The organism is Methylobacterium sp. J-059 (assembly GCF_022829485.1).
Classification (GTDB): Bacteria; Pseudomonadota; Alphaproteobacteria; order Rhizobiales; family Beijerinckiaceae; genus Methylobacterium.
The window spans coordinates 25,716-52,424 of record NZ_JAKSYA010000113.1 but is presented as its reverse complement, the minus strand read 5'-3'; the positions used below and the strand labels follow the sequence as shown (position 1 = coordinate 52,424).

Below are 26,709 nucleotides of genomic sequence, written 5' to 3'. Positions count from 1 at the left end.
AGGAGAGCGTGCATGGCGGTGGGAACGACGGACTTCGTGGATGCGGCGGCGCGGGCATCCGCCCGCGCGACGACGCGCGACCTGGCGGATGCGGCGGCGGCGCATGCCCGCTTCGGCCGCGATCTCGAAGCCGCCACCGCCAAGGACAACGCCCAGGCCCGCAACGCCGCCGAGCGCCAGCGCAGCGCGGACGCGACCGCCGCCGGCCGGGCCGACCGTGCCAAGGCCGCCGACCTCGCTGCCGCCGACGCCAAAACGGCCCGCGCCGCTGCAATCCGCGATGCTTCCGCGAAGGCCGATCCGGCCGCGCCGGGCGCGGGTGCCGCGCCGTCCGATCCCGCTCCCTCGCGATCCGGCACGGCGGCGACCGCCCGCGATGCCGGCCCGACCCAGCCCGAGGCCGAAGCACCGGCCCAGGACGATGCGCCGCCGACGAAGGACGCTTCGGCGGCCTCCGCCGGCAAGCCGGCGCCGACGAAGACCGCGGCGGCCGAGACCGAGGACGGCAAGGTCACCGACGCGAAGGCCGCCGACGCGAAGGGTGCCGACCCGAAGGCGGCCGACGTCGCTCTCGCGACCCCGACCCTCGCGCTCGTCCTTGGCGCTGCGCCTCCGACGCGTCTCGGCGCCGCCGCGAAGGCGATGTCGGCCGGCACCGGCGCGACGGCGGCAGCCGGCGTCGGCGTCGCGGGCACGACGGCGGCCGCCGGGCTGGCCGAGATCGCCGGCGGGACGGCATCGCCCGCGGACGCGACGGGTGACGATGCGGTGGTCGGCGCGGATGCCGGGCCGGGCACGGCGGCCAAGGCCGACCTCTTCGCCGCGCTCACCGACGCCGCGTCGGCCGGACCCGCGACGCCGGACCCCGTCGCCAAGGCCCAGGCCGCGCCGTCCGGCTCCTCGCCGATCGCCGCGGACAAGGCCGCGGCCCAGCCGACAGCGGCGCCGGTGCCGCTCGGCCAGGTGCCGATGACGATCGGGCTGCGGTCGCTCGCCGGATCGAGCGAGTTCCAGATCCGGCTCGATCCGCTCGAGCTGGGCCGCGTCGACGTCACCCTCGACATCGACAAGGACAAGGGCACCGTGACGACGCATCTCGTCGTCGAGCGCGTCGAGACCCTGGCGATGCTCCAGCGCGATGCCGGCAGCCTGCAGCAGGCACTGGCCCAGGCCGGGCTCGACCCGTCGCAGGGCGGCATCACGATGTCGTTGCGCGGCGACGGCGGATCCGGCGGGGAGACCGCGCAGCGCGGCGGGCAGCCCGGCCGCGGCAGCGCCCCGTCCGGCACCCCTTCCGAGGCCGCCGTCGCGGAGATCGCGCCGACGCGCGCGCTCCGGGGCCTGAGCGGCCTCGACATCCGAATCTGAGGAGGCTCCCACGATGACCAGCGGCATTTCCAGCCTGACCAGTGCGGCCTCATCGAGCAGCACGGGCAAGACCGCCGACAGCGCGACGCTGGCGAGCAACTTCACGCAGTTCCTGACCCTGCTGACGACGCAGCTGAAGAACCAGAACCCGCTCGACCCGATGGACACCAACCAGTTCACCCAGCAGCTGGTGCAGTTCGCGCAGGTGGAGCAGCAGCTCAAGGGCAACGACCGCCTCGACAGCATCCTGGCGAGCAGCAAGGCGGCGAGCTCGGCCTCGGCCACGAGCTACATCGGCAAGACCATCACCACCGACGGCACCACGGCCGACCTCAAGGACGGCTCCGCGACCTGGAGCCTGACGCCGGCGCGCGCGGCGACCAAGGCGGTGGTGACGATCTCCGATTCCAACGGCAACGTCGTCGGCACACAGACGACGTCGCTCGCCGCCGGCCCCCAGACCTTCTCCTGGAACGGCAAGAACTCGTCCGGGCTCGCCTCGGCGGCGGGCACCTACTCGATCAAGGTCTCGGCCACCGATGCGACCGGCGCCGCCGTCTCGGTCGCGACCGAGACGACCGGCACCGTGGACGAGGTCGACCTCAGCGGGGCCAACCCGGTCCTGGTCATCGGCACCTCGCGCGTGCCGCTCTCCAGCGTCACCGGGATCGGGTTGTCCACAACCTCGGGATAACGAATCACTTCCGAGTGATCCGCTTCAACATGTTTTAAGCCCGCGCAAGTAGGTTGATGGCTCGACAGGTCAGTCGAGTTGTAGAGCGTATCATGACCGAACCGCACCGCCCGAGAGTGAAATACGTGATCGGGCCCGATGGAAGTCCCCTGACGATCGCCGACCTGCCGCCCACGAGCACCCGTCGATGGGTGATCCGCCGGAAGGCCGAAGTGGTGGCCGCCGTCCGCGGCGGCCTCCTGAGCCTGGAAGAGGCTTGCCAGCGCTACACCCTCACCACCGAGGAGTTCCTGAGCTGGCAGTTCTCGATCGACCAGCACGGCCTTGCCGGCCTGCGCACCACGCGCATCCAGCATTACCGCCACTGACTCGACCTCGTGCCCCGGCCGGCGCGGTTCAGCCCGCGCGGTCGCCGCCGGTTTCACGCGAAGCCGCATCCGCCTCCCGCGGATGCGGCTTCGCTGCTTGGAGGGCCTCGGCGATGGAGGGGCGGCGGCCATTCGTTAACCGCCCGCTAACCACGGCCTGGGCAAATTCTGCCGGGCGGGGCCGATCGCGGCGCCCGCCTGGGGTGGGCGCGTAACAGCCGTGAAGCCGGTTCTCGATCTCGTCACCAAGCTCGGACCGGCGCGCCTCGCCGCGATGGCGGCGGTGACGCTGACCCTCATCGGCTTCTTCGCCTTCGTGATCCTGCGGGTCTCGCGCCCCGACATGGGCGTGCTGTTCGCCGACCTGTCGGCCCAGGATGCGGCCGCCGTGGTGCGCGACCTCGATGCCCGCGGCATCCGCTACGAGACCCGGGGCGACACCGGCCAGACCGTGATGGCGCCGCGCGCCGACCTGCCCCGCCTGCGCATGGACCTCGCCGGCAAGGGCCTGCCGAGCCAGGCCGGCGTCGGCTACGAGATCTTCGACAAGGGCGACGCGTTCTCGTCGACCAACTTCGTCCAGAACGTGAACCACCTGCGTGCCCTCGAAGGCGAGCTGTCGCGCTCGATCCGGGCGATCGGCCGGGTCCAGGCCGCCCGCGTCCACCTCGTCCTGCCCGAGCGCCGCCTGTTCGAGCGCGACCGCGAGCTCCCGAGCGCCGCCATCGTCCTGAAGCTGATGGGCGACCTCGATGCCGGCCAGGTCCGCGCGATCCGGCACCTGGCCGCCTCCGCGGTCGAGGGCCTGAAGCCCGAGCGCGTCTCGATCGTCGACGAGCGCGGCCGGCTCCTGGCCGACGGCGCCCGCGGCGAGCAGGGCGAGGCCGGCGCCTTCGAGGAGAAGCAGACCGGACTCGAGCGCCGCTTGCGCTCGCAGATCGAGGAGATCGTCGCCGGCATCGTCGGGCCGGGCCGTGCCCGCGTCCAGGTCTCGGCCGAGCTCGACATGAACCGCGTCGAGAGCCGCTCGGAGACCTTCGACCCCGAGAGCCGCGTGGTACGCTCGAGCCAGACCCGCACCGAGGCCTCGCAGACCGCCAACAACGAGGGCTCGGTCAGCGTCGGCAACGAGCTGCCCGGCGCGGCCCAGGACAAGGCGCCCGCGCCGAAGGATTCCTCGAACAAGAACGAGGAGACCACGAACTACGAGATCTCCAAGGTCACGCGGACCGAGGTGGTCGAGGGCGGCCGGGTGAAGCGCCTCTCGGTGGCGGTGTTGGTCGACGGCGCCTACGCGCCCGGCCCCGACGGCAAGGTCGCCTACCAGCCCCGGCCGGCGGCGGAGATCGAGCGGATCGCGGCCCTGGTGCGCAGCACCGTCGGCTTCGACAAGGCGCGCGGCGACCAGATCGAGGTGGTGAACCTGCGCTTCGCCGAGGCGCCGACCCCGGCCGACTTCGTCGAGCCGACGCTGATCCAGTCGCTGCTCAGCCCGACCAAGGAAGACGTGATGCGGTTCGTCGAGCTCGGCGTGCTCGCCTTGCTCACCCTGATCGTGCTGCTCGTCGTCGTGCGTCCGCTGCTGCGCCGCGTGCTCGCCTCCGACCCGGCGGCGACGCCGCTGCTCGGTGCGGCGGGCGCGGCGGGCGGGGTGGACATCGAAGCCGGCGGCACGATCCTGGTGCCGCGGGAGAACCAGACCGCCCGGCTGATGGAATTCGCCAAGATCAACGGGCAGATCCAGGCCGACACCGTGCAGCGGGTGGTCGACATGGTCCGCGCCAGCCCGTCCGAGACGGTCGAGGTCCTGCGCAACTGGATCCAGGAAACGCCGTAGCCGGCACGATGCGAACGACGACCGAGTGGCTTTGAGGAGGGGACGGGACGATGGCGGCGGGTGCGGGACTGGGTGAGAGCTTGCAGGACCTCGGGGGATCGGCGTTCGCGTCGATGCCGGGGCCGCAACGTGCCGCCGCGCTGCTGCTGCTCCTCGGCGAGGCCGAGGGGGCGCCGATCTGGCAGCGCCTGGAGGAGGACGAGATCAAGACGGTCTCGCACGCGATGGTCCAGCTCGGATCGCTGGAGGCCGAGACGGTCGAGAAGCTGATCATCGACTTCGTCTCGCGGCTGTCGACCGGCGGGGGCATCACCTCGAACTTCGAGCGCACGGAGTCGCTGCTGCTGAAGATCTTCCCCACCGAGCAGGTCTCGATGATCATGGCCGAGATCAAGGGCGCCTCGGGCAAGCGGGTCTGGGCCTCGATCGCCCAGGTCGATCCCGAGATCCTCGCCGCCTTCCTGCGCAACGAGTACCCGCAGACCGTCGCCGTGGTGCTGTCGAAGGTGCGCTCAGACTACGCGGCCAAGGTGCTCACCCTGCTGCCGGAGGAATTCGCCATCGACGTGCTCAACCGGATGCTGCGGATGGAGACCGTGCAGAAGGAGGCGCTTCGCCACATCGAGGAGACGTTGCGCGTCGAGTTCGTCGCCACCATCGCGCAATCCGCCCGCCGCGACGCGCACGAGATGATGGCCGACGTCTTCAACGCCTTCGACCGCCAGACCGAGGGCCGGTTCCTGGCCGCCCTCGACCAGGGCAACCGCGGCTCGGCCAAGCGCATCCGCGAGCTGATGTTCACCTTCGAGGACCTGCTCAAGCTCGATCCCGGCAGCGTGCAGACGCTGATGCGCTCGGTCGACAACGAGACCTTGTGCCGGGCGCTGAAGGGCGCCGACGAGCGCGTGCGCGGCTTCTTCCTGGCGCAGATGTCGACCCGCGCCGCCAAGAACCTCACCGACGAGATGGGCTCGATCGGCCCGATCCGCCTCAAGGAGGTGGACGAGGCCCAGGCCAAGATGACTGAGCTCGCCAAGGACCTCGCCGACAAGGGCGAGATCATGATCGCCAAGAACAGCGCCGAGGAGGAGCTGGTCTATTGAACGCCAAGCCCGCTCCGGCCAAGACGCCGTTCCTGTTCGAGACCGACTTCCGCCGGCCGCAGCCGAGCCGCGAGAGCGTGCGCGCGGCCGAGGCAGCCGATGAGGCCGCCGCCCACGCCCACGCCCGCGGCGTGCAGGAGGGCCGCGCTCAGGCCGAGGCCCAGGCGCAGGCGCGGCTGTCCGATGCGATGACCCGCCTGTCGCTCGCCGCCGCCGGGCTGATCGCGCAGGCCGACGCCCGCGACGTGGCGCGCGAGGACCAGGCGGTCGAGGTGGCGGTGCTGCTCGCCCGCAAGATCGCGGGCGACGCCCTCGACGCCCGGCCGCTCGCCGCGATCGGCGAGGCGGCGCGTGCCGCCCTCCAGCACCTGCGCGGCGTGCCGCACCTTGTCGTGCGCGTCCATGACGGCCTCGTCGAGGAGGCCGAGGGGCTGATGAAGCGGTTGGCGCGCGAGCGCGGCTACGAGGGCCGCCTCGTCGTGCTGGGCGATCCCGACATGGCGTCGGGCGACGCCCGCATCGAGTGGGCCGACGGCGGGATCGTGCGCGAGCGCGCCCGCATCGAGGCCGCGGTCCTCGATGCCCTCGGCACCACCGTCGAACCCTGAGAGATCGAAAGAGCCCGATGTCCGACGATTTCAGCCTGCCGCAGCTCGGCGAACAGGATCCGGCCTTCGCGGGCGAGGATTCGATCCGCGACGTGCCGACGACGCCCAAGAGCGCCTCCGACCTCGAGCAGCTCTTCGACGTGCCGGTGATGGTGTCGGCGGTGCTCGGTGCCGTGCGGATGCCGATCGGCGACCTGCTCCGCCTCGCCCCCGGGGCGGTGCTGGAGCTCGACCGCAAGGTCGGCGAGGCGGTCGACATCTTCGTCAACAACCGCCTCGTCGCCCGCGGCGAGGTCGTCCTGGTCGAGGACCGCCTCGGGGTGACGATGACCGAGATCGTCAAGGGCGACCGCTGACCTCTTGAGACCCGGGCCCCGCGCTCCGCCGTGCACGACGGGGCGGTCCGCGGCGCCGACACAGTTAGAACGGAGACACCGCGATGCGGCTCTTGATCATCGGACGGCTCAACGGCGAGCTGATCACCGCCTCGAAGATCGCGATGAACCGCGGGGCGGCGGTGACCCAGGCCGACGGCGTCGCGCAGGGGCTGAACGTCCTGCGCGCCAAGGGCGCCGACCTCATCATGATCGATGTCGGGCTCTCGATCCGCGACCTCGTCGCGGCGCTGAGCGAGGAGCGCATCCGCACCCCGGTCGTCGCCTGCGGCGTCACCACCGACGCGAAGGCCGCCGTCGCCGCGATCCAGGCGGGCGCCAAGGAGTACATCCCCCTCCCCCCGGACCCGGACCTGATCGCCGCCGTGCTCGAGGCGGTCTCGGCGGACGGACGCGCCTTCGTCTGGCGCGACGCCTCGATGGAGAAGGTGGTGCGCCTGGCCGAGCAGATCGCCCGCTCGGAGGCCTCGGTGCTGATCACCGGCGAGAGCGGCACCGGCAAGGAGGTGCTCGCCCGCCACGTCCACCAGAAGTCGGCACGCGGCAACAAGCCGTTCGTCTCGGTCAACTGCGCCGCGATCCCCGAGGCCCTGCTCGAATCCGAGCTGTTCGGCCACGAGAAGGGCGCCTTCACCGGCGCGGTCGCCCGGCGCATCGGCCGCTTCGAGGAGGCCAACGGCGGCACGCTGCTGCTGGACGAGATTTCGGAGATGGACGTCCGCCTGCAATCCAAGCTGCTGCGGGCGCTGCAGGAGCGGGTGATCGACCGCGTCGGCGGCTCGGCCCCGGTCAAGGTCGACATCCGCGTGCTCGCCACCTCGAACCGCAACCTCGCCGAGGAGGTCCGCAAGGGCACGTTCCGCGAGGACCTGTTCTACCGCCTCAACGTCGTCCACCTGCGCCTGCCGCCCCTGCGCGAGCGCCCGGCCGACATCCTCGAGCTCGCCGCGCACTTCGCCAAGAAGTATGCCGAGGTGAACGGCGTGCCGGTGCGGCCGCTCGGGCGGGCGGCGCAGGAGATGGTGCTGAAGAACCCGTGGCGCGGCAACGTGCGCGAGCTCGAGAACACCCTGCACCGGGCGGTGCTGCTCGCCTCCGGCCCTGAGATCGGCGCCGACGCGATCCTGACGCCGGAGGGCGACTCGATCGCCGCGCCGGTCGGTGCCGCGACGCGCGCGGCCCAGGTGGCGGAAGCCGCGACCCGCGGGCTCGTCGGCCGCACCGTGGCGCAGGTCGAATGCGACCTGATCCTCGACACCCTCGACCATTGCCTTGGCAACCGCACCCATGCGGCCAAGATCCTCGGCATCTCGATCCGGACGCTGCGCAACAAGCTCAACGAGTATGTCGGCTCGGGGCTCGAGGTGGCCGAGCCCGGCTCCGCCCGGGCGATCGCCGCCTACGGCTGATCGGCCTCCGCCGTCGGCTCCGCCGCGGCGCGGGGGCGGTGCTCGGGAAGCGTCACGCGCACCACCGTGCCGGCACCGACCTCGCTCTCGAAGGCGAGGCGGCCCCGGTGGCGGTTGAGGCTGTGCTTGACGATGGCGAGGCCGAGCCCGGTGCCGCCCTTCTGGCGGCTCGACGCCACGTCGATGCGGTAGAAGCGCTCGGTCAGGCGCGGCAGGTGCTCGGGGGCGATGCCCGGCCCGTCGTCGCGCACGCTCAGCACGATGCGGCTGCCGAGCAGCGCGTCGCGCGTCCGCGCCAGGCCGACGACGACGCTGCGGCCGCCGTACTTCACCGCGTTCTCGATCAGGTTCTCGACGACGCGCAGCAGCTCGTCCGGCTCGCCGAGCACCGGATACGCGCCCTCCCCCGCTTCCAGGACGACCGCGACGCCGCGGGCCGCCGCGAGCGCCCCTTGCGCATCGACCATCTGGCGGGCGATCGTGCCGAGGTCGACCACCTGGGTCGGCGCCACGTGCTCGCGCAGCTCGATCCGCGAGAGCGAGAGCAGGTCGTCGATCAGCCGGGTCATCCGCTGCGCCTGGCTGTGCATGATGCCGAGGAAGCGCTCGCGGGCCGGCGCGTCGGCACGGGCCGGGCCCTGCAGCGTCTCGATGAAGCCGAGGAGCGAGGCCAGCGGCGTGCGCAGCTCGTGGCTGGCATTGGCGACGAAATCGACCCGCATCGCCTCGAGGCGCCGCGCGGCGGTGAGGTCGCGCAGGAACAGCACCACGTTCGGCTGGCCGCCCTCCGGCATCGGCAGCGCGCCGATCTGGACCTCGAAGGCGCGCTCGGTCGGCACGCGGACGGCGTAGGTGGTCTTCGCGGGCGCGCCGGTCCGCAGCACCGCCTCCACCGCGTCGAGCACGTCCGGCGCGCGCAGGGCGAAGGAGAGGGGGTGGCGCAGGCGCAAGGCCGGCAGCAGGGCCCGCGCCGCCGGGTTCGCCTCAATCACCACCGCGCGGCGGTCGATGAGGATCACCGGGTCGGGGATGTTGGCGAGCAGCGCCTCGGCGACCGCGTGGCGATCGGTCTGGCGCAGGCTCGGTGCGGCGGCGATCGCGTCGCGCCCGCGGGTGGCGAGGAAGCCGCCGACGCAGATCGCCGCGAGCCCCGCCGCGATCATCGGCCCGTCGAGGAGGCCGCGGTGGTACGCGAAGAGACCGACGAGCGAGACCGCCGTCGCCGCGCTGGTCCAGGCCGTCCGGCTCGTGGCGGCCTCAGGCATGCTCGCGGCCGCCGAGGCTCACGGCTCTCCGCGCGCGCGGCCCGCCCGCTTCACGATCTCGTAGGCGCCGAGCATCGCCAGCGCGGTGACGAAGGGCACGACGTAGTAGCAGATCCGGAACAGCAGCAGAGAGCCCAGCACCTGCTCCCGCGGCAGGCTCGACAGCGCCAGCAGGATCGTCGCCTCGAACACGCCGAGCCCGCCGGGCGCGTTCGAGGCGATGCCGAGCATCGCCGCGAGGACGTAGATCGCCAGGAAGGTGGTGAAGCCGATGGAGAGGCCCGCCGGCATCAGCACGTACAGCACGGCGGCCGCCGCGCAGACGTCGCCGATGCCGACCACCATCTGCCCCAGGGAGACGGAGGCGCCCGGCAGCTCCAGGCGCCATTGCCGGATGGTGACGTGCCGGCGCTTGGCCGAGACCCAGCCGAGATAGCCGAGCACCAGGGCCAGCGCGAACAGCCCGACGCCCTGGTTGATCCGGATCGACGTGAAGGCGAGGCCCGCGAGCTGGCTCGCCTCGATGATCAGGCTCAAGCCCAGCACCACGCCCATGCCGAGCCAGAAGGTGAAGCCGGCGATGACCGTGAGCGCGGCGATCTTCGCCGCGGTGAGGCCCTGGCGCGCATAGATCCAGTAACGGATCGTGCCGGCGGTCAGCAGCGGGAAGCCGAGCGTGAAGCTCACCGCGTAGCTCGTGAACGAGGCGAGCGCGGTGATCCGGTAGGGCACCTTGATCCGCAGCTGTCGCAGGGCGAGCGCGTCGTAGCCGGTGAGGAAGAGGTAGCTGACGAAGACGAACAGGAAGGCGAGGCCGAGCTGGTTGGAGCTGGCCTCGACGAACGCCTTGCGCAGATCCGCCCAGGTGACGGTCTGGACCAGCTTCCACAGGACGCCGAGCGAGACGGCGAACAGGATGATGCTCGCCGCAGTGCCGAGCCAGGCGTAGCGGCTGTGCCGGCCCTTGCTCGCCGTGGCATCGGCCGGGATCGGCGCGTCTGGCGCGGCCGTCTCGGCATGATCGCGCGTTCCGCGATGCTGATCGTGGACGTTCATTCCGATCGGCGTCCGCCTCCGCCGGATATCCCGCCCGGCCGGCGAGCGGGCCGCGGGTTCGATGCCGGATGTTTCGGGCCGTTGCCCGTTGCCCCGCATGTAGAACCATCGGCGCTCCAAGGCCAGCGACCGCACCGGCTCGTTCTCAATCGGGCACGGAAAAGCCGGTTCTCGCCGTGCCGCATGTCCGCAGGATGACGCCGGCCTCGCCCAACCCGGCGCGGATGCGCGCGGCCACGTCCGGCGCGGTGCAGACGTAGGTCGGGCTCGGATGCGGGATCGCGACCACCGGAAGACCCGGCCTCAGCGCGGCGATGGATTCACGCGCCATGCCGGCGACGCGGCCGGACAGGACGACGACGGCGAGGTCGGGCAGGAGCGCGAGCAGCGGGGCGAGGCAGGGCGCCGCGGCACGGATCTCGGAGCGGCGCGGTGCCCGGTTCAGGGCGCCCTCGGCATGGATCACGAACGGGATCGCGTTCCAGATCAGCGTGTCGGCCCGCGCGATTCCCGCCTCCGCGAGGAAGCGGAACAGGTTGGCCGCGGTGCCGGTGGGGTTGTCGCGCGAGACGAAGCCGGTGCGGACGATCGCCGGTCCGGGCGTCTCCAGCAGGAGCAGCAGGCGTGCGTGGATGCCGCCGTCGAGGGGATCCGGGTCGGGAACGGCGGCGTCGAACTCTCGGGCGATCCGGGCTGCCATCGCGCGGAGCGGCGCGACGTGGCCGGCATCGCGGATCGCCCGTCGCGCTGCCAGAACCTCCGGATCGGCCAGGCTCTTCGGCGTGCCGGGCTCAGGCGGCCGCATCGAAACCGGGACAGCCGTCGGGCAGGATGCCCGCGACCGAGACGCGTTCGCGCCCGCCCTCGGCACCGAGACGGTCCATCAGCGCCGCGCGTCCGCCGAACTGGAAGCCGAGCTGCGTCGCGTAGGCGGCGCAGGCCTCGGCCTTCGCCTCCTGCGCGGCCCGATCGAGGTCGACCTGGCGGACCGGCAGGCCGGCGAAGGAGGCGGCGAGCGGCGCCTTCGGCACGGTGTCGCGCACGGTGTAGGGGAAATCCCGCCACCACAGCTCCGGCTGCCGCGACCCGGTCCTGCGGAAGGCCGCGACCACCTGCAGGTGGTCGACATGGCCGCCGATCGCCTGCGGCGCGAGGATCAGGTCCGGTGCGATGTCGTCGATCAGCGCCCGGAAGGCGGGGACCAGGTGCTCGACGATGCCGTCGTCGGCACGGGGCTCGGCGAAGAGGTCCGGCGCCGAGCCGTAGCCGCGGTGCGGCGCCTCGCGGAACGGCATGTGACGCACCTCGACCCCGAGGCAGCGGGCCGCCGCCTCGTCCTCGGCGCGGCGCAGGCGCATGTAGTCCACCGACGCGTCGAGCCCCTTGTCCAGCTGGCAGGCGAGCGCGAACCCGGTCGGGCCGGGGACGCTCTGCGTGAACACCGTCGCCATCACCACGCGCCAGCCCGACGCGGCCAGGGTCGCCAGCGTGCCGCCGCAGGAGAAGGCGGCATCATCGAGGTGGGGAGACAGGGCGAGCGCGGTGGGCATCGGATCGGGGCTTGCGGCTAGAGCAGGTGCGGCTCGGCGCGGAAGCGGCAGGCCGGATCGTGCGGGAGCGTGTCCGCGAAGTCCGTCGCCGGGGCCGCGTGCACGACCTCGCCGTAGACCGCCATGATCTGACGGCCGACCGCCGTCCAGGAGTACACCCGGCGGCACTCTTCCAGGGCGGCCCCGGCGAGGCGGCGGCGCAAGGTCGCGTCCGTGACGATCCGCGTCAGCGCCTCGGCCAGCGCCGGCACGTCGCCGGGCATCGTCAGGAGGCCGTTCTCCCCGTCGCGCAGGCAGTCCGAGACGCCGACCGCGTGGCAGGACACGACCGCGAGCCCCGCGGCCATCGCCTCCAGGATCGTGTTGGAGAAGCCTTCCGCGTAGGTCGGCGACACGAAGACGTCGGCCTGTCGATAGAGGCTCGGAACGGTGTCGTAATCGGCGTAGCCGGTGAAACGGATCTCGACGTCCGAGAACCCGAGTTCCGCGGCCAGCGCGTGCGAGGACTCCACGTCGGGGCCGATGCCCGAGATCGTGGCGGCGAACGGCGTGCCGCGTTCGCGCAGGATCGCCAGGGCTTGGATGAAGTCGAGCACGCCTTTCCGGCGGTCGACGCGGCCGTGATAGAACAGGCGGACCGGTCCGTCATGGGGCGCCGGCAGGCCGTCGCCGCCGCGGGCGAACCGCGCGGTGTCGACGGCGCCGGGCACGATGGTGAAGTGGGCCGGGTCCGAGCCGAGCCGGTCGCAGACCTCGTCGACGAAGGAGGCGCCGCCGATCAGCAGGGCGTTGGCGTGGGCCAGCACCTCGCACATCGCGACCCGGTGGGTCTCGCAGCACGACCCGACCCAGTGCCCGTCGCCGCCCTGGATCGAGACCACGTTCGGCACGCCGAGCGCCTTGGACGCCAGCAGCACCGCCCACCCGGTCGGGTAGCCGTACTGCGCGTGCAGGACGTCGAAGGGCTTGCGCGCGTGCTCGTCGCGGATGGTCGCGACCATCGTGTCGATGTCGCGCTCGAAGTCGCCGCTCGTCTGCTCGCCGACCTGCTCGAGGCCGATCACCCGCACGCCCGGCACCGCGGGCGGCGGGCCGCCGCCGTAGACGCGGGTGCCGAACGCGTCGCCGCGATACTGCGAGACCATCGTCACGTCGTGGCCGGCTTGGACCAGCTCGCGCAGCAGGTTCTGCGCGTAGACGCTCATGCCGGAAATCGCCGGAAAGTAGCGCCGGCTGACGAAGCAGATCCTCATTGCCGCCGGGTCTCCTGGTCGTCCGGAAGGGGCGGTCCGTCGCGCCGGCAGCTGCGGAGGTATTCGAGCGAGGCCGGGATCATCGCATCGGCGCGATGGCTCTCGCGCGACAGCTCCACGCAGATCAGCTTGTCGTAGCGGATGGCTTCCAGCGCCTCGAGAATGCCGGGCACGTCCATGTCGCCCTCGCCGAAGGGCAGGTGGATGTGCTCCCCGCGCTTCATGTCCTCGATCGCCACCGTGCCGATGCGTCCGGCGAATTCGTGGACCGCCGCTGCCGGGTCGCGCTCGCCGGTGACGAGGCAATGGCCGGTGTCGAGGGCAAGGCGCAGGCCTCCCACCTCGAGCGCGGCGAAGTCGTCCAGCGTCTCGATCCGCATGCCCGGCTCTGGCTCGAGGCACGGCACCACCCCCTTCTCGGCGGCGTAGGCCACGACCTCGGTCAAGCCTTCGACGAGCCAGCCCCGCGCCTCGTCCGGGTCGACGCCCGGTCGCGGCACCCCGGCCCAGAACGAGACCGCCTCGGAATGCAGCATCGCACCGATGTCGATCGCACGCTTGAGGAAGCCCACGCGGCGCGCGCGGGCCGAGGCGTCTGCGGTGACGAGCGTCGGCTCGTGCTTGGCGCGCGGGTCGAGGAGGAAGCGGGCGCCGGTCTCGATCACCGAGCCGAGTTCCAGCTTCTCCAGGCGGCTGGCAACCCGACCGGCCTCCGTCGCCCAGCCCTCCGCGAAGGGGTCGAGGTGGTGGATGTCGAGCGTCAGGGCGACGCCGTCGTAGCCGGCGCCCTTGATCAGGTCGATCGCGTCGTCGAGCCGATGGTTGGCCGCACCGTTCGTGTTGTAGGCGAAGCGAAGCGTCACGCGGCCCTCCCCGTCTGCTCCAGCCGGAACGGGGCATGGTGCGATTCCGGCTCGCGGTAGAGCGGATAGTGGCTGCCGACGATCGACTCCGCCAGCGCGGTGTCGAACAGCGGCTGGCCGCCGAAGCGCTCGATCGCCTCCGGCGTCAGGCGAACCGGCAGCAGGGTCTCGCTCGGGGTGCCGAACGTGATCAGCGGGTGGTCGCGCTCGATCAGCTTGCGGGCGTTGCGCTCGCCGATGCGGTAGTAGCTCATGGTCTCGACCTCGAGCCCCGGCACGATCGCCTTGACAACGCCGACCGCGCCGCCCACCGGCGAGCAGTCGACGTAGAGGATGTCGAACCCGGCCTCGTCGAGCCGGTCGCAGGCGATCTTGCCGCGCGCGTGACCGTCGGCGGCCGGGGTCGTCGGCAGGTCGGTGAACGCCTTGGTCGCCCGCTCGGAATAGACCGTGTCCTTCAGGACGTCGCGCAGGCCCTCGGGGGGCAGCACGATCCATTCGAGCATGGCCTTCAGCGCCCGGCTCTCCTCGAGGTCGAGGCTCGGCAGCGCCTTCTCGATGAACGCGCCGACGTAGCCCGGCGGCGTCACCCGCTCGGCGAAGGCGAGCGGCCCGTGGCCGAAAGCCTTGCGCACGCGGGCGGCCTGGAACTCGAGCAACGCCTTGCGGAGCGCACGCTCGCGATCCGGGTCGCAAGCCTCGCCGCAGGCCGAGAGCGCGATCGGCACCGGGGCGTCGGCCGGATCCTTGTCGTAGCCGACGACGTAGAGGTTGGTCAGCCCGAACTGGTCGGTGGCGAATTTCGGCAGCGCCCGGATGCCGAGCGCGTCGAGGCGGTCGAGCATCGCCCGCGTCTCGGGTCCGAGGCCCTCCGAGACGTCGAGCATCACGCCCTGGTCGAGCGCACGGAACAGGAGACCGTTGCCGTCGCGCTGCAGCAGCTCGAGGACGCCGTGGCCGAGCGCGAACGGCACGTCCGGCCCAGCACCGAGGCCGTTGGTGATCAGGTTGGTGAAGGGCTTGTAGCCCTCCGACAGTTCGAAATAATCGGTGGCCGCGATGTCGAGCGGCATCAGCACGATCGCACCGGTCCTGGCGCGCGTCGCCGCGGTCCATTCCAGCACCGTGTCGCGCCCCACCGGGGAGCCGGCCGGCAGGCAGAGGGTCAGCGGGTCGGCGACCGAGCCGGCGCCGTAGACCTTGACGAGGTCGTGGTAGCTCGCGCGCTCCTTCTTACGCGGCATCACCGCGAGCGACGGCATCAGGTTCTCGGCGATCTCGGCGACCGCGCCGATCAGCGCCTCGTCGTCGGTGGCGCCGTAGCCGATGCCGGACGGCATCGCGCCGACGAAGAACGGATCGTCGAGGAACAGCGAGACGAACCAGACCGGGATTCCGGTGCGGTCGAGCGGCGCCAAGGGGAACCCGACGATCCGGCCCGGCGGAAGGATGTCGAGATAGGCGCGCGCCGGCTCCGGCAGGTTCTGCGGCAGCCCCTCGATCCGGCGCGGGCCGCCGAAGCTGTAGGGCCGCGGCGCCTTGATGCGCGGATCGCGGGCGCGGTCGTCCTGGTCGTTCTCGGTCACGTGTTCGGTCCGTCTGCTGGGGCGAGCGCGCCGTAGGCCCGCGCGATCAGCCGCATGGTGTGGAGGTCGCGTGCCGCCGAGTAGGCCTCCCGCTCCGCCGGACGCCGCAGCGCCGAGCCGAAGGCCCGGACCTGCTCGGTGAAGGGCGACGCCTCGGCGTCGAAGGCGACGGGCTCGGAGGCGCCGGTCGCACCGTCGGTGAAGGTCACGGTGCCGCCGGCGGTCTGGCCCATCGTGTCGATCGCGGTGAGCAGGCCCTTGGTGCCGACGATCTCGAGGCGGCGGCGCGGCAGCGCGTCGGGGCAGTTGTAGGCGACGTTGAGACTCGCCAGCACCCCGCTCTCGGTCCGCCCGATCAGCAGCGCGCCATCGTCGACCGCGTAATCCTGGGCCCGCGCCTGCGTGAGGGCCGCGATGTCCATCAGCGATTCGCCGAGGAGGTAGTCGACGAGGTCGAGGCCGTGCGGCGCCAGATCCATCAACGCGCCGCCGCCGGCCTGCGCCGGATCGATGCGCCAGTTGTCCTGGCCGGGGCAGGCCGCCCAGTCGCGCCCGAGCCAGCAGGCGTAGACGATGCGGATCGCCGTCACCGTGCCAAGCCGGCCTTCGGCGATCCGGTCGCGCAGGGCGCGATGGCCGGGATGATGACGCTGGTCGAACGCCGTGCCGTAGAACGCCCCCGACCGTGCGACCGCCGCGGCCATCGCCTCGGCGTCGCCGAGGCTCGCCGCCATCGGCTTCTCGCACAGGATCGCCTTGCCCGACGCCGCCAGCGCCTCGACCGCCTGCCGGTGGAGGTGATTGGGCGTCGCGACGTACACCGCCTCGATCTCCGGGTCGTCGACCAGCCGGTCCAGGCTGTCGTAGGCGCGAGCGCCCTCGGCCTCGGCGGCGGCGCGGGAGGCCGCTCCCGGGTCGCACACCGCGACGAGGCGGTGCCCGGCGGCGCGGATGCCCGGCGCCATGTAGTCGCGGGCGACCCAGCCGTAGCCGACGATGCCCCAGCGGACGGCATCCATCACCAGCGCTCCGGGAGATCGACGAATTCCCGGCTGCGCACGCGTCCGATCTCCGCCGCTTCGATGCCGCCGGAAAAGACCAGCCTTTCGGGACCGTGCGATCGCAGCGGGTAGGTGACGTGCGGCGCGTACTCGGCCTCGTAGCGCTCCGAGGGCCACGCGATGGCATACCCGCCCGTCTCGTCGCGGCGATAGAGCGGGTTGAGGACGAGGTCGGCGCCGGCCTTCGGCAGCGTCAGCCCGTCCACGACGGAACGCGGCGCCGGCCGCATCCCCGGCCCGGCGACTACCGAGAACGCCTCGCAGGCCCGCAGCTCCGACGGCGCGCGCGGGCTCGGCGCCCGCGCCGCGACCAGGGCTCGGGTCAGCTCGGCGTCGTCGTAGACGAGGGCGTCGGGAAACAGCTCGGCGATCTCGTCGGCCGAGACGGCGCGGCCGGCCGAGAAGCCGGGGCGGTCGCTGTTGTGGATGTGGCTGAGCGCCAGCCAGCCGTCGTCGCCGGCGTTCTGGCGGAGGTTGTCGAGCAGCGTCGCCTTCTCGTCGAGGAAGTAGAAGGCATCGTTGCAGACGACGAGGTCCACCGGCGCGCCCGGGATCGGCCAATGCGCCGAGCCGGCATCGAAGCAGACGAGCTGCGCACCGGCGCCGACCACCCAGTGCCGGGCGACCCAGAGCTTGGCGAAGACCACGTCGGCGCCCGCGACCTTGCAGCCGCGCTGCTTCAGGGTGCGCAGGTAGTGGCCGATGCCGCAGGCGAACTCGAAGACGCAGACCGGATCGTTCCAGTGCGCTTCGAGCAGGGCGAGGCCGGCGAGATAGGTCGGGTCGCTCCACCGGTGCAGGAAATAATCGCCGACGCGGCCCCAGCCGAGCAGGCGGACGGCATCGCGCAGGGTCGCCGTGGCGCGACCGGCGATCAGCGCGGAAAGGTCGGCCGGCTCGGCCGGCGGGCCGGTCCACCAATCGTCCTGATCGGCGAGCAGGAGCGCGAGCGCCGCGTCGCCCTCGCCGGCGTCGAGATGCGCGAGAACGCGGGCGACGAGGTCGGTGCGGCCGACCCGGAGATAGGGGATGCCGTCGACCACCGGCCAGCGCTCGCCGGCTTCGGCATCGCGCAGGGAATGCGCGGTGTCGGGCTTCAGCGCATGGCCGGTCGCGGGCGACCGCAGGTCGAAGGGAATCATCGGAACTCTGATGCCGCGGGCGCGGTCACGGCAGGGACGGCATGGCGGGAATGGCGTCGTATGTCCGTCGCGGAACGAGCGCCGCGACGTCGGTTCTACGGAATGCGCATATCCGCGAGCACGCGATCGTGGAAGCCTTTGACCGGCCCGGCATGGACCAGCTCCATCTCGTCGAGCACCGTGCCCATGGTGAGCGTGGCCGCGCGCAGGTGCTGCGCGATCTGCAGCACGCGGTCGATGCAGTCGGCCGCATGAAACGCCCGGCCTTCCGCCGTCGCGTCGTCCGGCAGCACCGCGCGAGCGCGCTCGACCGATTCCCGCAGCGGGCCGTCGAGCTCGTCGAGCGCCCATTGGGTCGTCCGCGCCATGATCGGGCCGAGATGGTCGCCGAGCAGCATCTCGCCGGTGAAGCCGGCATCGGGCATCGCGGCGTTGTGGAAGTGATGCGCCATCGCGGCAAGGAACACGGTGGCCGGATCGGCCCGGTAGAACGGGCTCAGAACGACGCCGTAGACCGCGACCACGAGGCAGTGCTCGGCATGGTTCTCGGGGGGCTCGAGCAGGATGCGGGGACGCCCGGGACAGGTGACGCCCGCCCGCGGCTGCTGCGCCAGGCTCGCGACGAAACCCGGCACCGTGCCCTGCGGATGCTCGGCACGATGGCGAAGCCGGTCGCGAAGCGCATCGCGCAGGTGAGGATCGAGCGCCGTCGTGACGCTGTCGAACCCCTCGACGAGGACGCTCGACACGGCCTCGTCCGGCAGGCCCGCAGCGGCCAGGAATGCGGCATCTAGATCGCACAGCCGCGTCGCGGCCAGAGCCGTCGCGGCGACGTCGAGCGCCACATCCTCGGCGGGTGCTCCGCCCGTCAGGGCACTCCAACCCTGCGCGAACAGACGCTCGGCGATGGAGCCGACGCGTCCGGCGGACCGGACGCGCTTGAGATCGTTCATCTCGACGAGCAGGTCGCGCAGCTCGGCGGGCGCCGCAGGCCCGGACGCGCCGGTCGCCGGAACGCCGTCCGACATCAGCGGTCGCCGTCCAGCCAATCGAGCAGCATCTTGCCCTGCTTGCCGAAATCGTGCTCGGGACCGTGGCCGTTCTTCACCATCGGCGCCTTGAAGAAGGTCGAAAGCTGCTCCTGCACGCCGCCGTCGCCGCGCTTCTTGGCGAGGTCGAGGACGCGGGCGATCTCGATGACGAGCGGGGCTGCGAGGATCGAGTCCTTGCACAGGAAGTTGACCTTCACCTGCATGCGCTGGCCCATGAAGCCGGTGATGTCGATGTTGTCCCAGGCTTCCTTGTCGTCGCCGCGCGGGCGGTAATAGTGGATGTGGACCAGGTGATCCTCGACCGGGTAGCCGAGGATCGAGTCGAGCACCGTGCCCTTGGTGTTGATCTTCGACTGCAGCGAGGCCGGGTCGTTGAGGGCGAGGCCGTCGCGGTTGCCGAGGATGTTGGTCGAGAACCAGCCGTCGACGTGAAGGGCGCGCGCCTTGAAGGCCGGTGCGAGAACCGTCTTCATCATGGTCTGGCCGGTCTTGCCGTCCTTGCCGGCCACCGGAACGTTCATCTCGGTGGCGAGCGACAGCAGCGCCGGCACGTCGGCGGCGATGCTCGGGGTGAAGTTGGCGTAGGGCACGCCGCTCTTGATCGCCGCATAGGCGTAGAGCATCGCCGGCGAGATGTGCTCGTCGCTGGTATCGAGGCCCTTCTCGAAGGCTTCGGTCGAGTTGAGCACGGCGGCGGTGAGGTCGGGCCAGCGCTCGGTGGAGGCGAGGTTCACCACCACGACCTCGTCGAGGTTGCTCTCCTGCTTGAAGCGGCGGAGGTCGGCGGCGATGATCGACACCGCCTCGCGATGGTCGGCGGCGACGATGCGGTTTGCGCCGTCGATGTTCTTGCAGAACTTCGCGCTGCCCACGGCCGGCCAGGGCTGGATGCCCTTCAGCACCTGGGCACCGTTCTCGATGTCCTGCTTGGTGAGCACGCCGTGCCCCTGCGCGGCGGAGGCGAGATCGTCACCGTTCAGATCCCATCCGGCGAAGACGAGATCCTTGTAGTCGGCCATTCCGGCGACTGCGACGCCCGCGAGAGGCAGACCGTCGAGGCGGTTCGATCCGGACTTGATCATCTCGATGCCGGCGATGGCTGTGGTGGCGACGGCGCCACCCATGCCGACGAACGCAACGCCGACGCGACGACCGGTCTGCATGCTCATGGGGAGAAAATTCCTTAAACGCTTCGGACGCAGGGACTTCGAACGGGCCGATGCGGACCGCCCTGCGTGGCCCATGCTAACTGGCGCTCGGGTGCAACGTTCCAAGCCCGAATGCGACATCTTTGTGCCAACCTAGGGCTGAATGGGACCCGAACGGCTGGTTAAGAATGCGTGAAAAGAGAGCGTTAACCGCTCCTTAAGCGTGCCACGCTTGGATCACCGAGCCGTCCCATTGTGGTCACGGCATCCGGCGATAGAGCCGCCGCTTGATCGAAGCCCGGCCGATGAACGCCGCGGCACGAAAAGGACTAGCAATGGGGGTTTTCCCGGAGCCGGCGCTCTGCGCCGACGACGTGAGCCGACTCGTGCCTATCGAGTCGAATTGTGAAGTGGACACCGTGGTTTGGCTGCCGCGGGCCGTGTGCGGGACGCCGCGGAACGAGGCCGGATTTCGCCGCCCGTCCGCCCTGCGCCGCAGAAGCGCCGCGCTGGGGCTGGCCGCCCTGCTCGCCGGGTTCGTCGTGCCGCAGGCCGCCTTCGCGCCGGCGGCCTCGGCCCACGACCGGATCGACGAGCGTCCCCGCGCCGCGATCGACCTGGCCAGCGCCGGACCTTCCCACAACCCCTACGAGTGGAGCGGCGTTCCCGTCATCGAGCAGGAACCGGCCACCAGCGCGCTGATCGCCGGCGACCTCGCCGCCCTGCCCCAGCCGTCGCCGGAGACCGACGACACCATCCGTTTCGGCAAGGTCGGCGTGCCGCGCCGGATCGTCGACACGATCCTGAAGGCCGCCGCCGCAGCGGGCGTCGACCCGGTCTACCTGATGGCGCTGGCCGACAAGGAATCCAGCTTCGCGACCGACGTGAAGGCGCAGACCTCGTCGGCCGAGGGCCTGTTCCAGTTCGTCACCGCCACCTGGCTCGAGATGATCCGCGACTTCGGCGCCCGCTACGGCCTCGACGCCGAGGCGGCCGCCGTGAAGGGCCGCGGCGCCGCGATCACCGTCGCCGCGCCGATGCGCGACCGGGTGCTGTCGCTGCGCAAGGACCCCTACGTCGCCGCGCTGATGGCGGCGGAGCTGATCAAGCGCGACCGCGGGCGCATCGAGGCGCGCGTCGGCCGGGCGCTGACCACGTCGGAGCTGTACTTCGCGCATTTCCTCGGCACGTCGAGCGCCGGGCGATTCCTGACGATGAGCGCCGACCGCCCGGACGAGGTCGCCGAGCGCGAGTTCCGCAGCGCGGCGCGGGCCAACCGGGCGCTGTTCACGCAGAAGGCCGACAAGGCCGCCGGCAAGGCGCGGCGCCACCTCACGGTGGCCGAGGTCTACGACCGGATCGACGGTATGATCGACCGGCGCCTGTCGCGCTACGAGGGCGTCGCCGCCGTCGCGGCCGCGGTCGAGACGGCCGAGCCCGCGGCGGAGCCGCCGGCCCAGCGCGTCCAGGTCACCGAAGCGCTGCCGCCCGACGGCGAGTGATCGCTCAGGCGCCGGGTCGCTTCGCGTTCGCGAGCTGAGCCGGCGTGTTCTGCGCGCCCATCGCCTGCGCCATGTCGGCGGCCGACTGGCCGGCGGCGTCGCGGCGGTCCGGGTCGGCGCCGTGGGCGAGCAGCAGGTCGACGATCTCGGTGCGGTCGAACATCGCCGCGGTCATCAGCGCGGTGCGGCTGCCGTCGCCGGTGCCGTCCACCGCCGCACCGTGGACGAGGAGCAGCGTCGCGATCGCGACGTCGCCCTTGAAGGCGGCGCCGGCGAGCGGGGTCTGGCCGCGGTCGTTGGGAAGTTCCGGGTCGCCGCCGGCCTCCAGGATGACGCGGGCGGTCTCGGCCTGGCCGTTGTAGGCCGCCAGCATCAGCAGGCTGTCGCCCTTATCGTTGCGGATGTTGGCCGGAAGCCCCTGCCCGAACAACTCCGCCAGCTCGGCGGCATGCCCCATCCGCGCATACTGGAACAGACGACCGGCGAAAGCGACGGTCTCGTCGTCAAGGGCGGGCGGGGACGCGTCAGCGGACATGCAGCGATCTTCGAGCCAGGGGAGCGACACCGCCGATCTGGCGCCGACCCCCCGTCCTGTCCAGTCCGGTCAGGCCGCGGCCGAGACCTTCGGTGCGCTCAAGCCGCCGAAGCGGCGGTCGCGGCGGGTGAATTCGGCCATCGCGGCCGCGAGGTCGGCCTCGCCGAAATCGGGCCACATCCGCTCGGTGAAGTGGAGCTCGGCATAGGCCGCCTCCCACAGCATGAAGTCGGAGAGGCGCTGCTCGCCGCCGGTGCGGATCAGCAGGTCGACGTCCACCGGCGAGCCGTGCATCGCGCCGGCGATCTCCGCTCCGAACGCCTCGCGCGAGGCGGGCTGGCCGGCGAGCCGCGCGGCGGCTGCGAGGATCGCGTCGCGGGCGGAATAGTCGACGGCGATGCGCAGGTGGAGCTTGCGCCCGGCGGCGGTCGCGGCCTCGGCCCGCTCGATCGCCTCGGGGAGCCCGGCCGGCAGCCGGTCGCGGCGGCCGACGACGCTGAGGCGGGTGCCGGTGCGGGCGAGCCGCGCCGTCTCGTTGCGCAGGTAGACGCGCAGCAGCCGCATCAGGCCGCCGACCTCGTCGGCCGGGCGCTGCCAGTTGTCGCTGGAGAAGGCGTAGAGGGTCAGCGTGCCGATCCCATGCTCGGGGCAGGCCTCGGCGGTGCGCCGGATCGCCTCGACCCCGGTGCGGTGGCCGGCGGCGCGCGGCAGCCCGCGCCGGGTCGCCCAGCGCCCGTTGCCGTCCATGATGATCGCGGCGTGAAGGCCCGGCCTGGTGTCGGTGGGGCTTTGCATCGTAGAAGGCTCCGGTCGGGGGCGGCGCGGATGGCGGGCGGTCGGCCGTCAGGCCGGGGTGGTGTTGAGGTGGCCGGATTCCGGCAGGCGGGCGGCCTTGGCGGCGTCGCGCACCACCTGTTCCAGGACGCCGAGGTACTCGAGGAAACGGGCCCGCCCCGCCGGCGTCAGCCGGCACAGGGTCTGCGGACGGTTATGGGCGTGGCCTTTCTCCAGGCTGACGAGATCGGCCTCCTGCAGCACCGCGAGGTGGCGGCTGAGGTTGCCGTCGGTGAGCCCGCACAGGCGCTTCAGGTCGGGGAACGCCAGGCCCTTCGGATGGCCGACGAGCGAGGTCAGCACGCTGAGCCGCGCCTTCTCGTGGATCACCCGATCGAGACCGTCGTAGGAGAAGCGGCCGTCGGCCCGATCAGAGATCGCCATCGCCGCCTCCGGTGCCGGACATCACGACGGCGAGCCAGCCCTGCCCGATGGCGAAGGGCAGGCCCATCAGCCAGGGCGAGAGCGCCCGGGTCTCGCCCGCGATCGCCAGCGCGGTCAGGCCGGCGAGAAGGTAGAACGCGCCCGCGCCCTGCACCGCCCGCGGCAGGATCCGCGCCGAGGCGAACAGGCCGAGGCCGACCAGCACCTGCCACAGGCCCGGCAGCATCCAGACCTGATCGGGGGCGAAGCGCGCGATCACCAGGGCGAGGCAGGCGCCCGCCCCGGCGGCGGGCAGGAACCCCTCGATCGCATTCCACACCATCGCGTCCGCCAGGCCCGAATGCAGCTGGCGCGAGCGCCGAACCGTCTCGATGCCGATGAGGCCGCCCGCTGCGCAGGCCGTCGCGATCCACAGGCCGAAGAACAGAAGCGGCCGCGCGTCTGGATCGCCGAGCCAGAGCGCCTGCCCGCACGCGGTCGCCAGGGCGAGCACCCCGGTGGCGGCCAGGGCCGCCGAGCCGAGGCCGCGGAACGCGGTGTCCCGCGCGATCTGCGAGCGGATGGCGACGATGTCGGCCAGCGCCTTGTCGAGGTCGTGCATGGGCTCTCCGGCGTCGAATCGCGCTTTGCATTGCAAAGTAACCCGAGGCCGCATACGCGGCAAGCGAATTATTGCAACCGTTGGTTTCATTTGTGGCGAAGTCGCTGGCACTCGTGGATCAGGGGGCGGCGCGACCTCGTCGTCGTCGACCGCCGTGACGGGCTGCGCGCCGCGAATGCGGCCCGCCCGCCGACCGGGCCCGTCGCGAGGGCCCGGGCATTCCGCCCGGATGTCTTCGCGCGTCTCGCGAATGCGCGAGGCAAGTGTTTTGTAGGGCGCGATTTCGTAAAACCGTGCCATCATCGCCGCGATCACCAGCGAGAGAGCATGATGGCATCCGAGAACAAGCGCGGAAATCGCGAGACGAAGAAACCGAAGAAGGTGGTTTCGAAGACGATTGCTGCGGCGCCCTCGACGAAGGACATGGTCAGCGCCGCGATCAAGACCGCCGGCAAGAAGACCAAGTAGCGCAACAGTCGCTTTCGCCCGGCGCCTGGATCGCCCGGGCGATCGGCGCGCCGGGCCGCGGAAAAAGCGCCGGCGTTGTCATCCCGCTAACCGACGGCATGCCACCATTTGGCATGCTCGATCGCATCTGGACGACGGCCAAGGCGGTATTCGGGGTGGGCCTGCTCGTGGTCTGCGCGCTGCTGGCTGCGCAGAAGCTCGATCGCGAGCGGGCGGAGCAGTCGGCCCAGGCCATGTTTCGCGCCGGCGGCCCCGAGGCCACCGGCTCGATCACGCCGTCGGCGTCGGCCTCGCAGACGCAGACGCCTTCGGAATAGCGCTTTTTGGGGGCGCGCTACTCGGCAGCCTGCCGGGCGGCGTAGCCGAGCCGGCCGTTCAGCTCCTTGATCAGCTTGACCGCGGCCTCCGCGATCACCGTGCCCGGCGGGAAGATCGCCGAGGCGCCGGCGGCGTAGAGCGCATCGTAGTCGCCGGGCGGGATCACGCCGCCGATCACGATCATGACGTCGCCGCGGCCCTGCTCGGTCAGCGCGGCCTTCAGCTCGGGCACCAGCGTCAGGTGGCCGGCCGCCAGCGACGAAACGCCGACGATGTGGACGTCGTTCTCCACCGCCTGCCGCGCGGCCTCCGCCGGCGTCGCGAAGAGCGGCCCGATGTCGACGTCGAAGCCGAGGTCGGCGAAGGCCGAGGCGATCACCTTCTGGCCGCGGTCGTGCCCGTCCTGCCCCATCTTGGCGACGAGGATGCGCGGGCGGCGCCCGTCGTTCTCCTCGAAGGCCTCGACCAGCCCCCGCACCTCCTCGACCGCTGGCGACATGCCACCCACCTCACGCTTGTACACGCCCGAGATCGACCGGATCTCGGCCCGGTGCCGGCCCCAGGCCTTTTCCAGCGCATCCGAGATCTCGCCCACCGTCGCCTTGGCGCGCGCCGCCTCGACGGCGAGCTCGAGCAGGTTGCCCTCCCCTTCCGCCGCCGCGGTCAGCGCGGCCAGCCGCGCATCGACGTCGGCCTGGTCGCGCTCGGAGCGCAGGCGCTTGAGCTTGTCGATCTGCAGCGTGCGCACGTTGCCGTTGTCGACGCGCATCAGCTCGATCTTCATCTCGTCGTCGGGCTTGAACTTGTTGATGCCGACGATGGTCTGGCGGCCGGAATCGATCCGGGCCTGGGCCCGCGCCGCCGCCTCCTCGATCCGGAGCTTGGGGATGCCGGCCTCGATCGCCTTGGCCATGCCGCCGAGCTCCTCGACCTCGCGCAGGTGCTCCCAGGCGCGGGCGACGATGTCGGCGGTGAGCTTCTCGACGTAGTACGAACCGCCCCACGGGTCGACGATGCGGGTGGTTCCGCTCTCCTGCTGCAGGAACAGCTGGGTGTTGCGGGCGATGCGCGCCGAGAAGTCGGTCGGCAGCGCCAGCGCCTCGTCCAGCGCGTTGGTGTGGAGCGACTGGGTGCCCCCTTGCGTCGCCGCCATCGCCTCGATGCAGGTGCGGGTGACGTTGTTGAACACGTCCTGCGCGGTCAGCGACCAGCCCGAGGTCTGCGAGTGGGTGCGCAGCGGCAGCGACTTCTCGCTCTTCGGCTCGAACTCCTTCACGAGCTTGGCCCAGATCAGGCGCGCGGCCCGCATCTTGGCGATCTCCATGAAGTAGTTCGTCGAGATCGCCCAGAAGAACGACAGCCGCGGGGCGAACTTGTCGATCGTCAGCCCGGCCGCCAGCCCCGCCTTGATGTATTCAACGCCGTCGGCCAGCGTGTAGGCGAGCTCGAGGTCGTTCGTCGCGCCCGCTTCCTGCATGTGGTAGCCGGAGATCGAGATCGAGTTGAACTTCGGCATCTTCTGCGAGGTGTAGGCGAAGATGTCCGAGATGATCCGCATCGAGCCCTTGGGCGGGTAGATGTAGGTGTTGCGGACCATGAACTCCTTGAGGATGTCGTTCTGGATCGTGCCGGCGAGCTTCTCCGGCGGCACGCCCTGCTCCTCGGCGGCGACGATGTAGAGCGCGAGGATCGGCAGCACCGCACCGTTCATCGTCATCGACACGGTCATCTCGTCGAGCGGGATGCCGGAGAACAGCGTCCGCATGTCGTAGATCGAATCGATCGCCACGCCGGCCATGCCGACGTCGCCCGAGACGCGCGGGTGGTCGGAATCGTAGCCGCGGTGGGTCGCGAGGTCGAAGGCGACCGAGAGGCCCTTCTGTCCGGCGGCCAGATTGCGCCGGTAGAACGCGTTCGAATCCTCGGCCGTGGAGAAGCCGGCATACTGGCGGATCGTCCAGGGCTGGGTGACGTACATCGTCGGGTACGGCCCGCGCAGGTACGGCGCGATGCCCGGATAGGTGTCGACGAATTCCAGCCCGGCCCGGTCGTCCGGCCCGTAATGGGTCTTCACCGGAATGCCCTCGGGCGTCATCCACGGCTCCCCCGACGGCGGCGGCGGCACGGCGACGGCGTCCGCGCCCCAGGCGATCTCGGCGAAGTTCGGGATGCGGGAGGTCATGGGCGGTCTTCTCGATCGGGGCCGGACTTTTCGCCATTATAGGCGAGACCCGATCAGACGCGACAGCCCTCTTCGACAAGGCGACACGGCGACAGGATATTCCGGTCGCACCCTCCCCCGCAAAGGG

General features: G+C 71.4%; 27 protein-coding genes. 11 read left to right on the top strand and 16 right to left on the bottom strand.

What is annotated here, in order from left to right; all coding sequences use genetic code 11:
• Window positions 1-12: 12 nt before the first annotated feature.
• From MKK55_RS15470 to MKK55_RS15435, 8 genes are all read left to right on the top strand, one after another.
• Complete coding sequence (locus tag MKK55_RS15470) at window positions 13-1,368, top strand: flagellar hook-length control protein FliK (RefSeq protein ID WP_243936002.1); 1,356 nt, start codon at window positions 13-15, stop codon at window positions 1,366-1,368.
• Between the two features lie 13 nt (window positions 1,369-1,381).
• The gene (locus tag MKK55_RS15465; RefSeq protein WP_243935999.1) at window positions 1,382-2,062 is read left to right on the top strand and encodes a flagellar hook assembly protein FlgD; all 681 of its coding nucleotides are present in this window, start codon (window positions 1,382-1,384) and stop codon (window positions 2,060-2,062) included.
• Between the two features lie 92 nt (window positions 2,063-2,154).
• Window positions 2,155-2,430 carry a DUF1153 domain-containing protein gene (locus MKK55_RS15460; protein ID WP_147728884.1) on the top strand — a complete coding sequence of 92 codons (276 nt, stop codon included), beginning with the start codon at window positions 2,155-2,157 and terminating at the stop codon, window positions 2,428-2,430.
• A gap of 220 nt (window positions 2,431-2,650) precedes the next feature.
• A complete protein-coding gene (gene fliF, locus MKK55_RS15455) occupies window positions 2,651-4,267 on the top strand; it encodes a flagellar basal-body MS-ring/collar protein FliF (protein ID WP_147728883.1) in 1,617 nt (538 codons plus the stop codon).
• A gap of 50 nt (window positions 4,268-4,317) precedes the next feature.
• A complete protein-coding gene (locus MKK55_RS15450) occupies window positions 4,318-5,370 on the top strand; it encodes a flagellar motor switch protein FliG (RefSeq protein WP_147728882.1) in 1,053 nt (350 codons plus the stop codon).
• On the top strand, window positions 5,367-5,978 hold the full coding sequence (locus MKK55_RS15445; RefSeq protein ID WP_147859732.1) for a FliH/SctL family protein: 612 nt from the start codon (window positions 5,367-5,369) through the stop codon (window positions 5,976-5,978). The genes MKK55_RS15450 and MKK55_RS15445 overlap by 4 nt, the downstream gene beginning before the upstream one ends.
• A 17-nt stretch (window positions 5,979-5,995) precedes the next feature.
• Entirely contained in the window at window positions 5,996-6,334 is a 339-nt protein-coding gene (gene fliN, locus MKK55_RS15440; protein WP_147842485.1) for a flagellar motor switch protein FliN, read from the top strand.
• Window positions 6,335-6,417: 83 nt separating this feature from the next.
• On the top strand, window positions 6,418-7,782 hold the full coding sequence (locus MKK55_RS15435; protein ID WP_147727057.1) for a sigma-54-dependent transcriptional regulator: 1,365 nt from the start codon (window positions 6,418-6,420) through the stop codon (window positions 7,780-7,782).
• Here the strand turns inward: MKK55_RS15435 and MKK55_RS15430 are convergent.
• The 11 genes from MKK55_RS15430 to MKK55_RS15380 all read right to left on the bottom strand — a co-directional run bounded on the left by MKK55_RS15430 (window position 7,773) and on the right by MKK55_RS15380 (window position 19,779).
• A complete protein-coding gene (locus MKK55_RS15430) occupies window positions 7,773-9,047 on the bottom strand; it encodes an ATP-binding protein (RefSeq protein WP_243935997.1) in 1,275 nt (424 codons plus the stop codon). The genes MKK55_RS15435 and MKK55_RS15430 overlap by 10 nt on opposite strands.
• Before the next feature lie 18 nt (window positions 9,048-9,065).
• Window positions 9,066-10,103 (bottom strand): lysylphosphatidylglycerol synthase domain-containing protein, encoded by a 1,038-nt coding sequence (locus MKK55_RS15425; protein WP_243935995.1) that lies wholly within the window; start codon window positions 10,101-10,103, stop codon window positions 9,066-9,068.
• Between the two features lie 145 nt (window positions 10,104-10,248).
• Window positions 10,249-10,908 carry a uracil-DNA glycosylase gene (locus MKK55_RS15420; RefSeq protein WP_243935993.1) on the bottom strand — a complete coding sequence of 220 codons (660 nt, stop codon included), beginning with the start codon at window positions 10,906-10,908 and terminating at the stop codon, window positions 10,249-10,251.
• Window positions 10,895-11,653, bottom strand: coding sequence for a PIG-L deacetylase family protein (locus tag MKK55_RS15415; RefSeq protein WP_243935991.1), 759 nt, complete (start codon window positions 11,651-11,653; stop codon window positions 10,895-10,897). The genes MKK55_RS15420 and MKK55_RS15415 overlap by 14 nt, the downstream gene beginning before the upstream one ends.
• A gap of 17 nt (window positions 11,654-11,670) precedes the next feature.
• Window positions 11,671-12,906: a glycosyltransferase family 4 protein gene (locus MKK55_RS15410; RefSeq protein WP_243935983.1), complete on the bottom strand. Its 1,236-nt coding sequence runs from the start codon at window positions 12,904-12,906 to the stop codon at window positions 11,671-11,673.
• On the bottom strand, window positions 12,903-13,769 hold the full coding sequence (locus tag MKK55_RS15405; RefSeq protein ID WP_243935980.1) for a sugar phosphate isomerase/epimerase family protein: 867 nt from the start codon (window positions 13,767-13,769) through the stop codon (window positions 12,903-12,905). Before MKK55_RS15405 ends, MKK55_RS15410 begins: the two co-directional genes overlap by 4 nt.
• Window positions 13,766-15,355: a YcaO-like family protein gene (locus MKK55_RS15400; protein WP_243935978.1), complete on the bottom strand. Its 1,590-nt coding sequence runs from the start codon at window positions 15,353-15,355 to the stop codon at window positions 13,766-13,768. Before MKK55_RS15400 ends, MKK55_RS15405 begins: the two co-directional genes overlap by 4 nt.
• On the bottom strand, window positions 15,352-16,374 hold the full coding sequence (locus MKK55_RS15395) for a Gfo/Idh/MocA family protein (RefSeq protein WP_243935969.1): 1,023 nt from the start codon (window positions 16,372-16,374) through the stop codon (window positions 15,352-15,354). The genes MKK55_RS15400 and MKK55_RS15395 overlap by 4 nt, the downstream gene beginning before the upstream one ends.
• Window positions 16,374-17,558 carry a class I SAM-dependent methyltransferase gene (locus tag MKK55_RS15390; RefSeq protein WP_243935961.1) on the bottom strand — a complete coding sequence of 395 codons (1,185 nt, stop codon included), beginning with the start codon at window positions 17,556-17,558 and terminating at the stop codon, window positions 16,374-16,376. The genes MKK55_RS15395 and MKK55_RS15390 overlap by 1 nt, the downstream gene beginning before the upstream one ends.
• 95 nt (window positions 17,559-17,653) lie before the next feature.
• The gene (locus MKK55_RS15385; protein WP_243935959.1) at window positions 17,654-18,586 is read right to left on the bottom strand and encodes an HD domain-containing protein; all 933 of its coding nucleotides are present in this window, start codon (window positions 18,584-18,586) and stop codon (window positions 17,654-17,656) included.
• Window positions 18,586-19,779 (bottom strand): inositol-3-phosphate synthase, encoded by a 1,194-nt coding sequence (locus tag MKK55_RS15380; protein WP_147728787.1) that lies wholly within the window; start codon window positions 19,777-19,779, stop codon window positions 18,586-18,588. Before MKK55_RS15380 ends, MKK55_RS15385 begins: the two co-directional genes overlap by 1 nt.
• 314 nt (window positions 19,780-20,093) lie before the next feature.
• On the opposite strand from MKK55_RS15380, the gene MKK55_RS15375 reads away from it, so the two are divergent.
• On the top strand, window positions 20,094-21,260 hold the full coding sequence (locus MKK55_RS15375) for a transglycosylase SLT domain-containing protein (protein ID WP_243935955.1): 1,167 nt from the start codon (window positions 20,094-20,096) through the stop codon (window positions 21,258-21,260).
• A gap of 4 nt (window positions 21,261-21,264) precedes the next feature.
• Here MKK55_RS15375 and MKK55_RS15370 read toward each other — a convergent pair whose 3' ends face one another.
• From MKK55_RS15370 to MKK55_RS15355, 4 genes are all read right to left on the bottom strand, one after another.
• Window positions 21,265-21,795 (bottom strand): ankyrin repeat domain-containing protein, encoded by a 531-nt coding sequence (locus MKK55_RS15370; protein ID WP_147842496.1) that lies wholly within the window; start codon window positions 21,793-21,795, stop codon window positions 21,265-21,267.
• A gap of 69 nt (window positions 21,796-21,864) precedes the next feature.
• A complete protein-coding gene (locus MKK55_RS15365; RefSeq protein ID WP_147859727.1) occupies window positions 21,865-22,590 on the bottom strand; it encodes a di-trans,poly-cis-decaprenylcistransferase in 726 nt (241 codons plus the stop codon).
• 48 nt (window positions 22,591-22,638) lie between these two features.
• Complete coding sequence (locus MKK55_RS15360) at window positions 22,639-23,013, bottom strand: transcriptional regulator (RefSeq protein WP_147727150.1); 375 nt, start codon at window positions 23,011-23,013, stop codon at window positions 22,639-22,641.
• Window positions 23,000-23,614 (bottom strand): hypothetical protein, encoded by a 615-nt coding sequence (locus tag MKK55_RS15355; protein WP_243935953.1) that lies wholly within the window; start codon window positions 23,612-23,614, stop codon window positions 23,000-23,002. The genes MKK55_RS15360 and MKK55_RS15355 overlap by 14 nt, the downstream gene beginning before the upstream one ends.
• On the opposite strand from MKK55_RS15355, the gene MKK55_RS15350 reads away from it, so the two are divergent.
• Both MKK55_RS15350 and MKK55_RS15345 read left to right on the top strand, forming a co-directional pair.
• Window positions 23,609-24,082, top strand: coding sequence for a hypothetical protein (locus tag MKK55_RS15350; RefSeq protein ID WP_243935951.1), 474 nt, complete (start codon window positions 23,609-23,611; stop codon window positions 24,080-24,082). The genes MKK55_RS15355 and MKK55_RS15350 overlap by 6 nt on opposite strands.
• A 113-nt stretch (window positions 24,083-24,195) precedes the next feature.
• Window positions 24,196-24,399, top strand: a complete 204-nt coding sequence (locus MKK55_RS15345) for a hypothetical protein (RefSeq protein WP_243935950.1) — start codon at window positions 24,196-24,198, stop codon at window positions 24,397-24,399.
• A 17-nt stretch (window positions 24,400-24,416) separates the two neighbouring features.
• Here MKK55_RS15345 and scpA read toward each other — a convergent pair whose 3' ends face one another.
• Window positions 24,417-26,582 carry a methylmalonyl-CoA mutase gene (scpA, locus tag MKK55_RS15340; protein ID WP_243935948.1) on the bottom strand — a complete coding sequence of 722 codons (2,166 nt, stop codon included), beginning with the start codon at window positions 26,580-26,582 and terminating at the stop codon, window positions 24,417-24,419.
• Window positions 26,583-26,709: the final 127 nt, after the last annotated feature.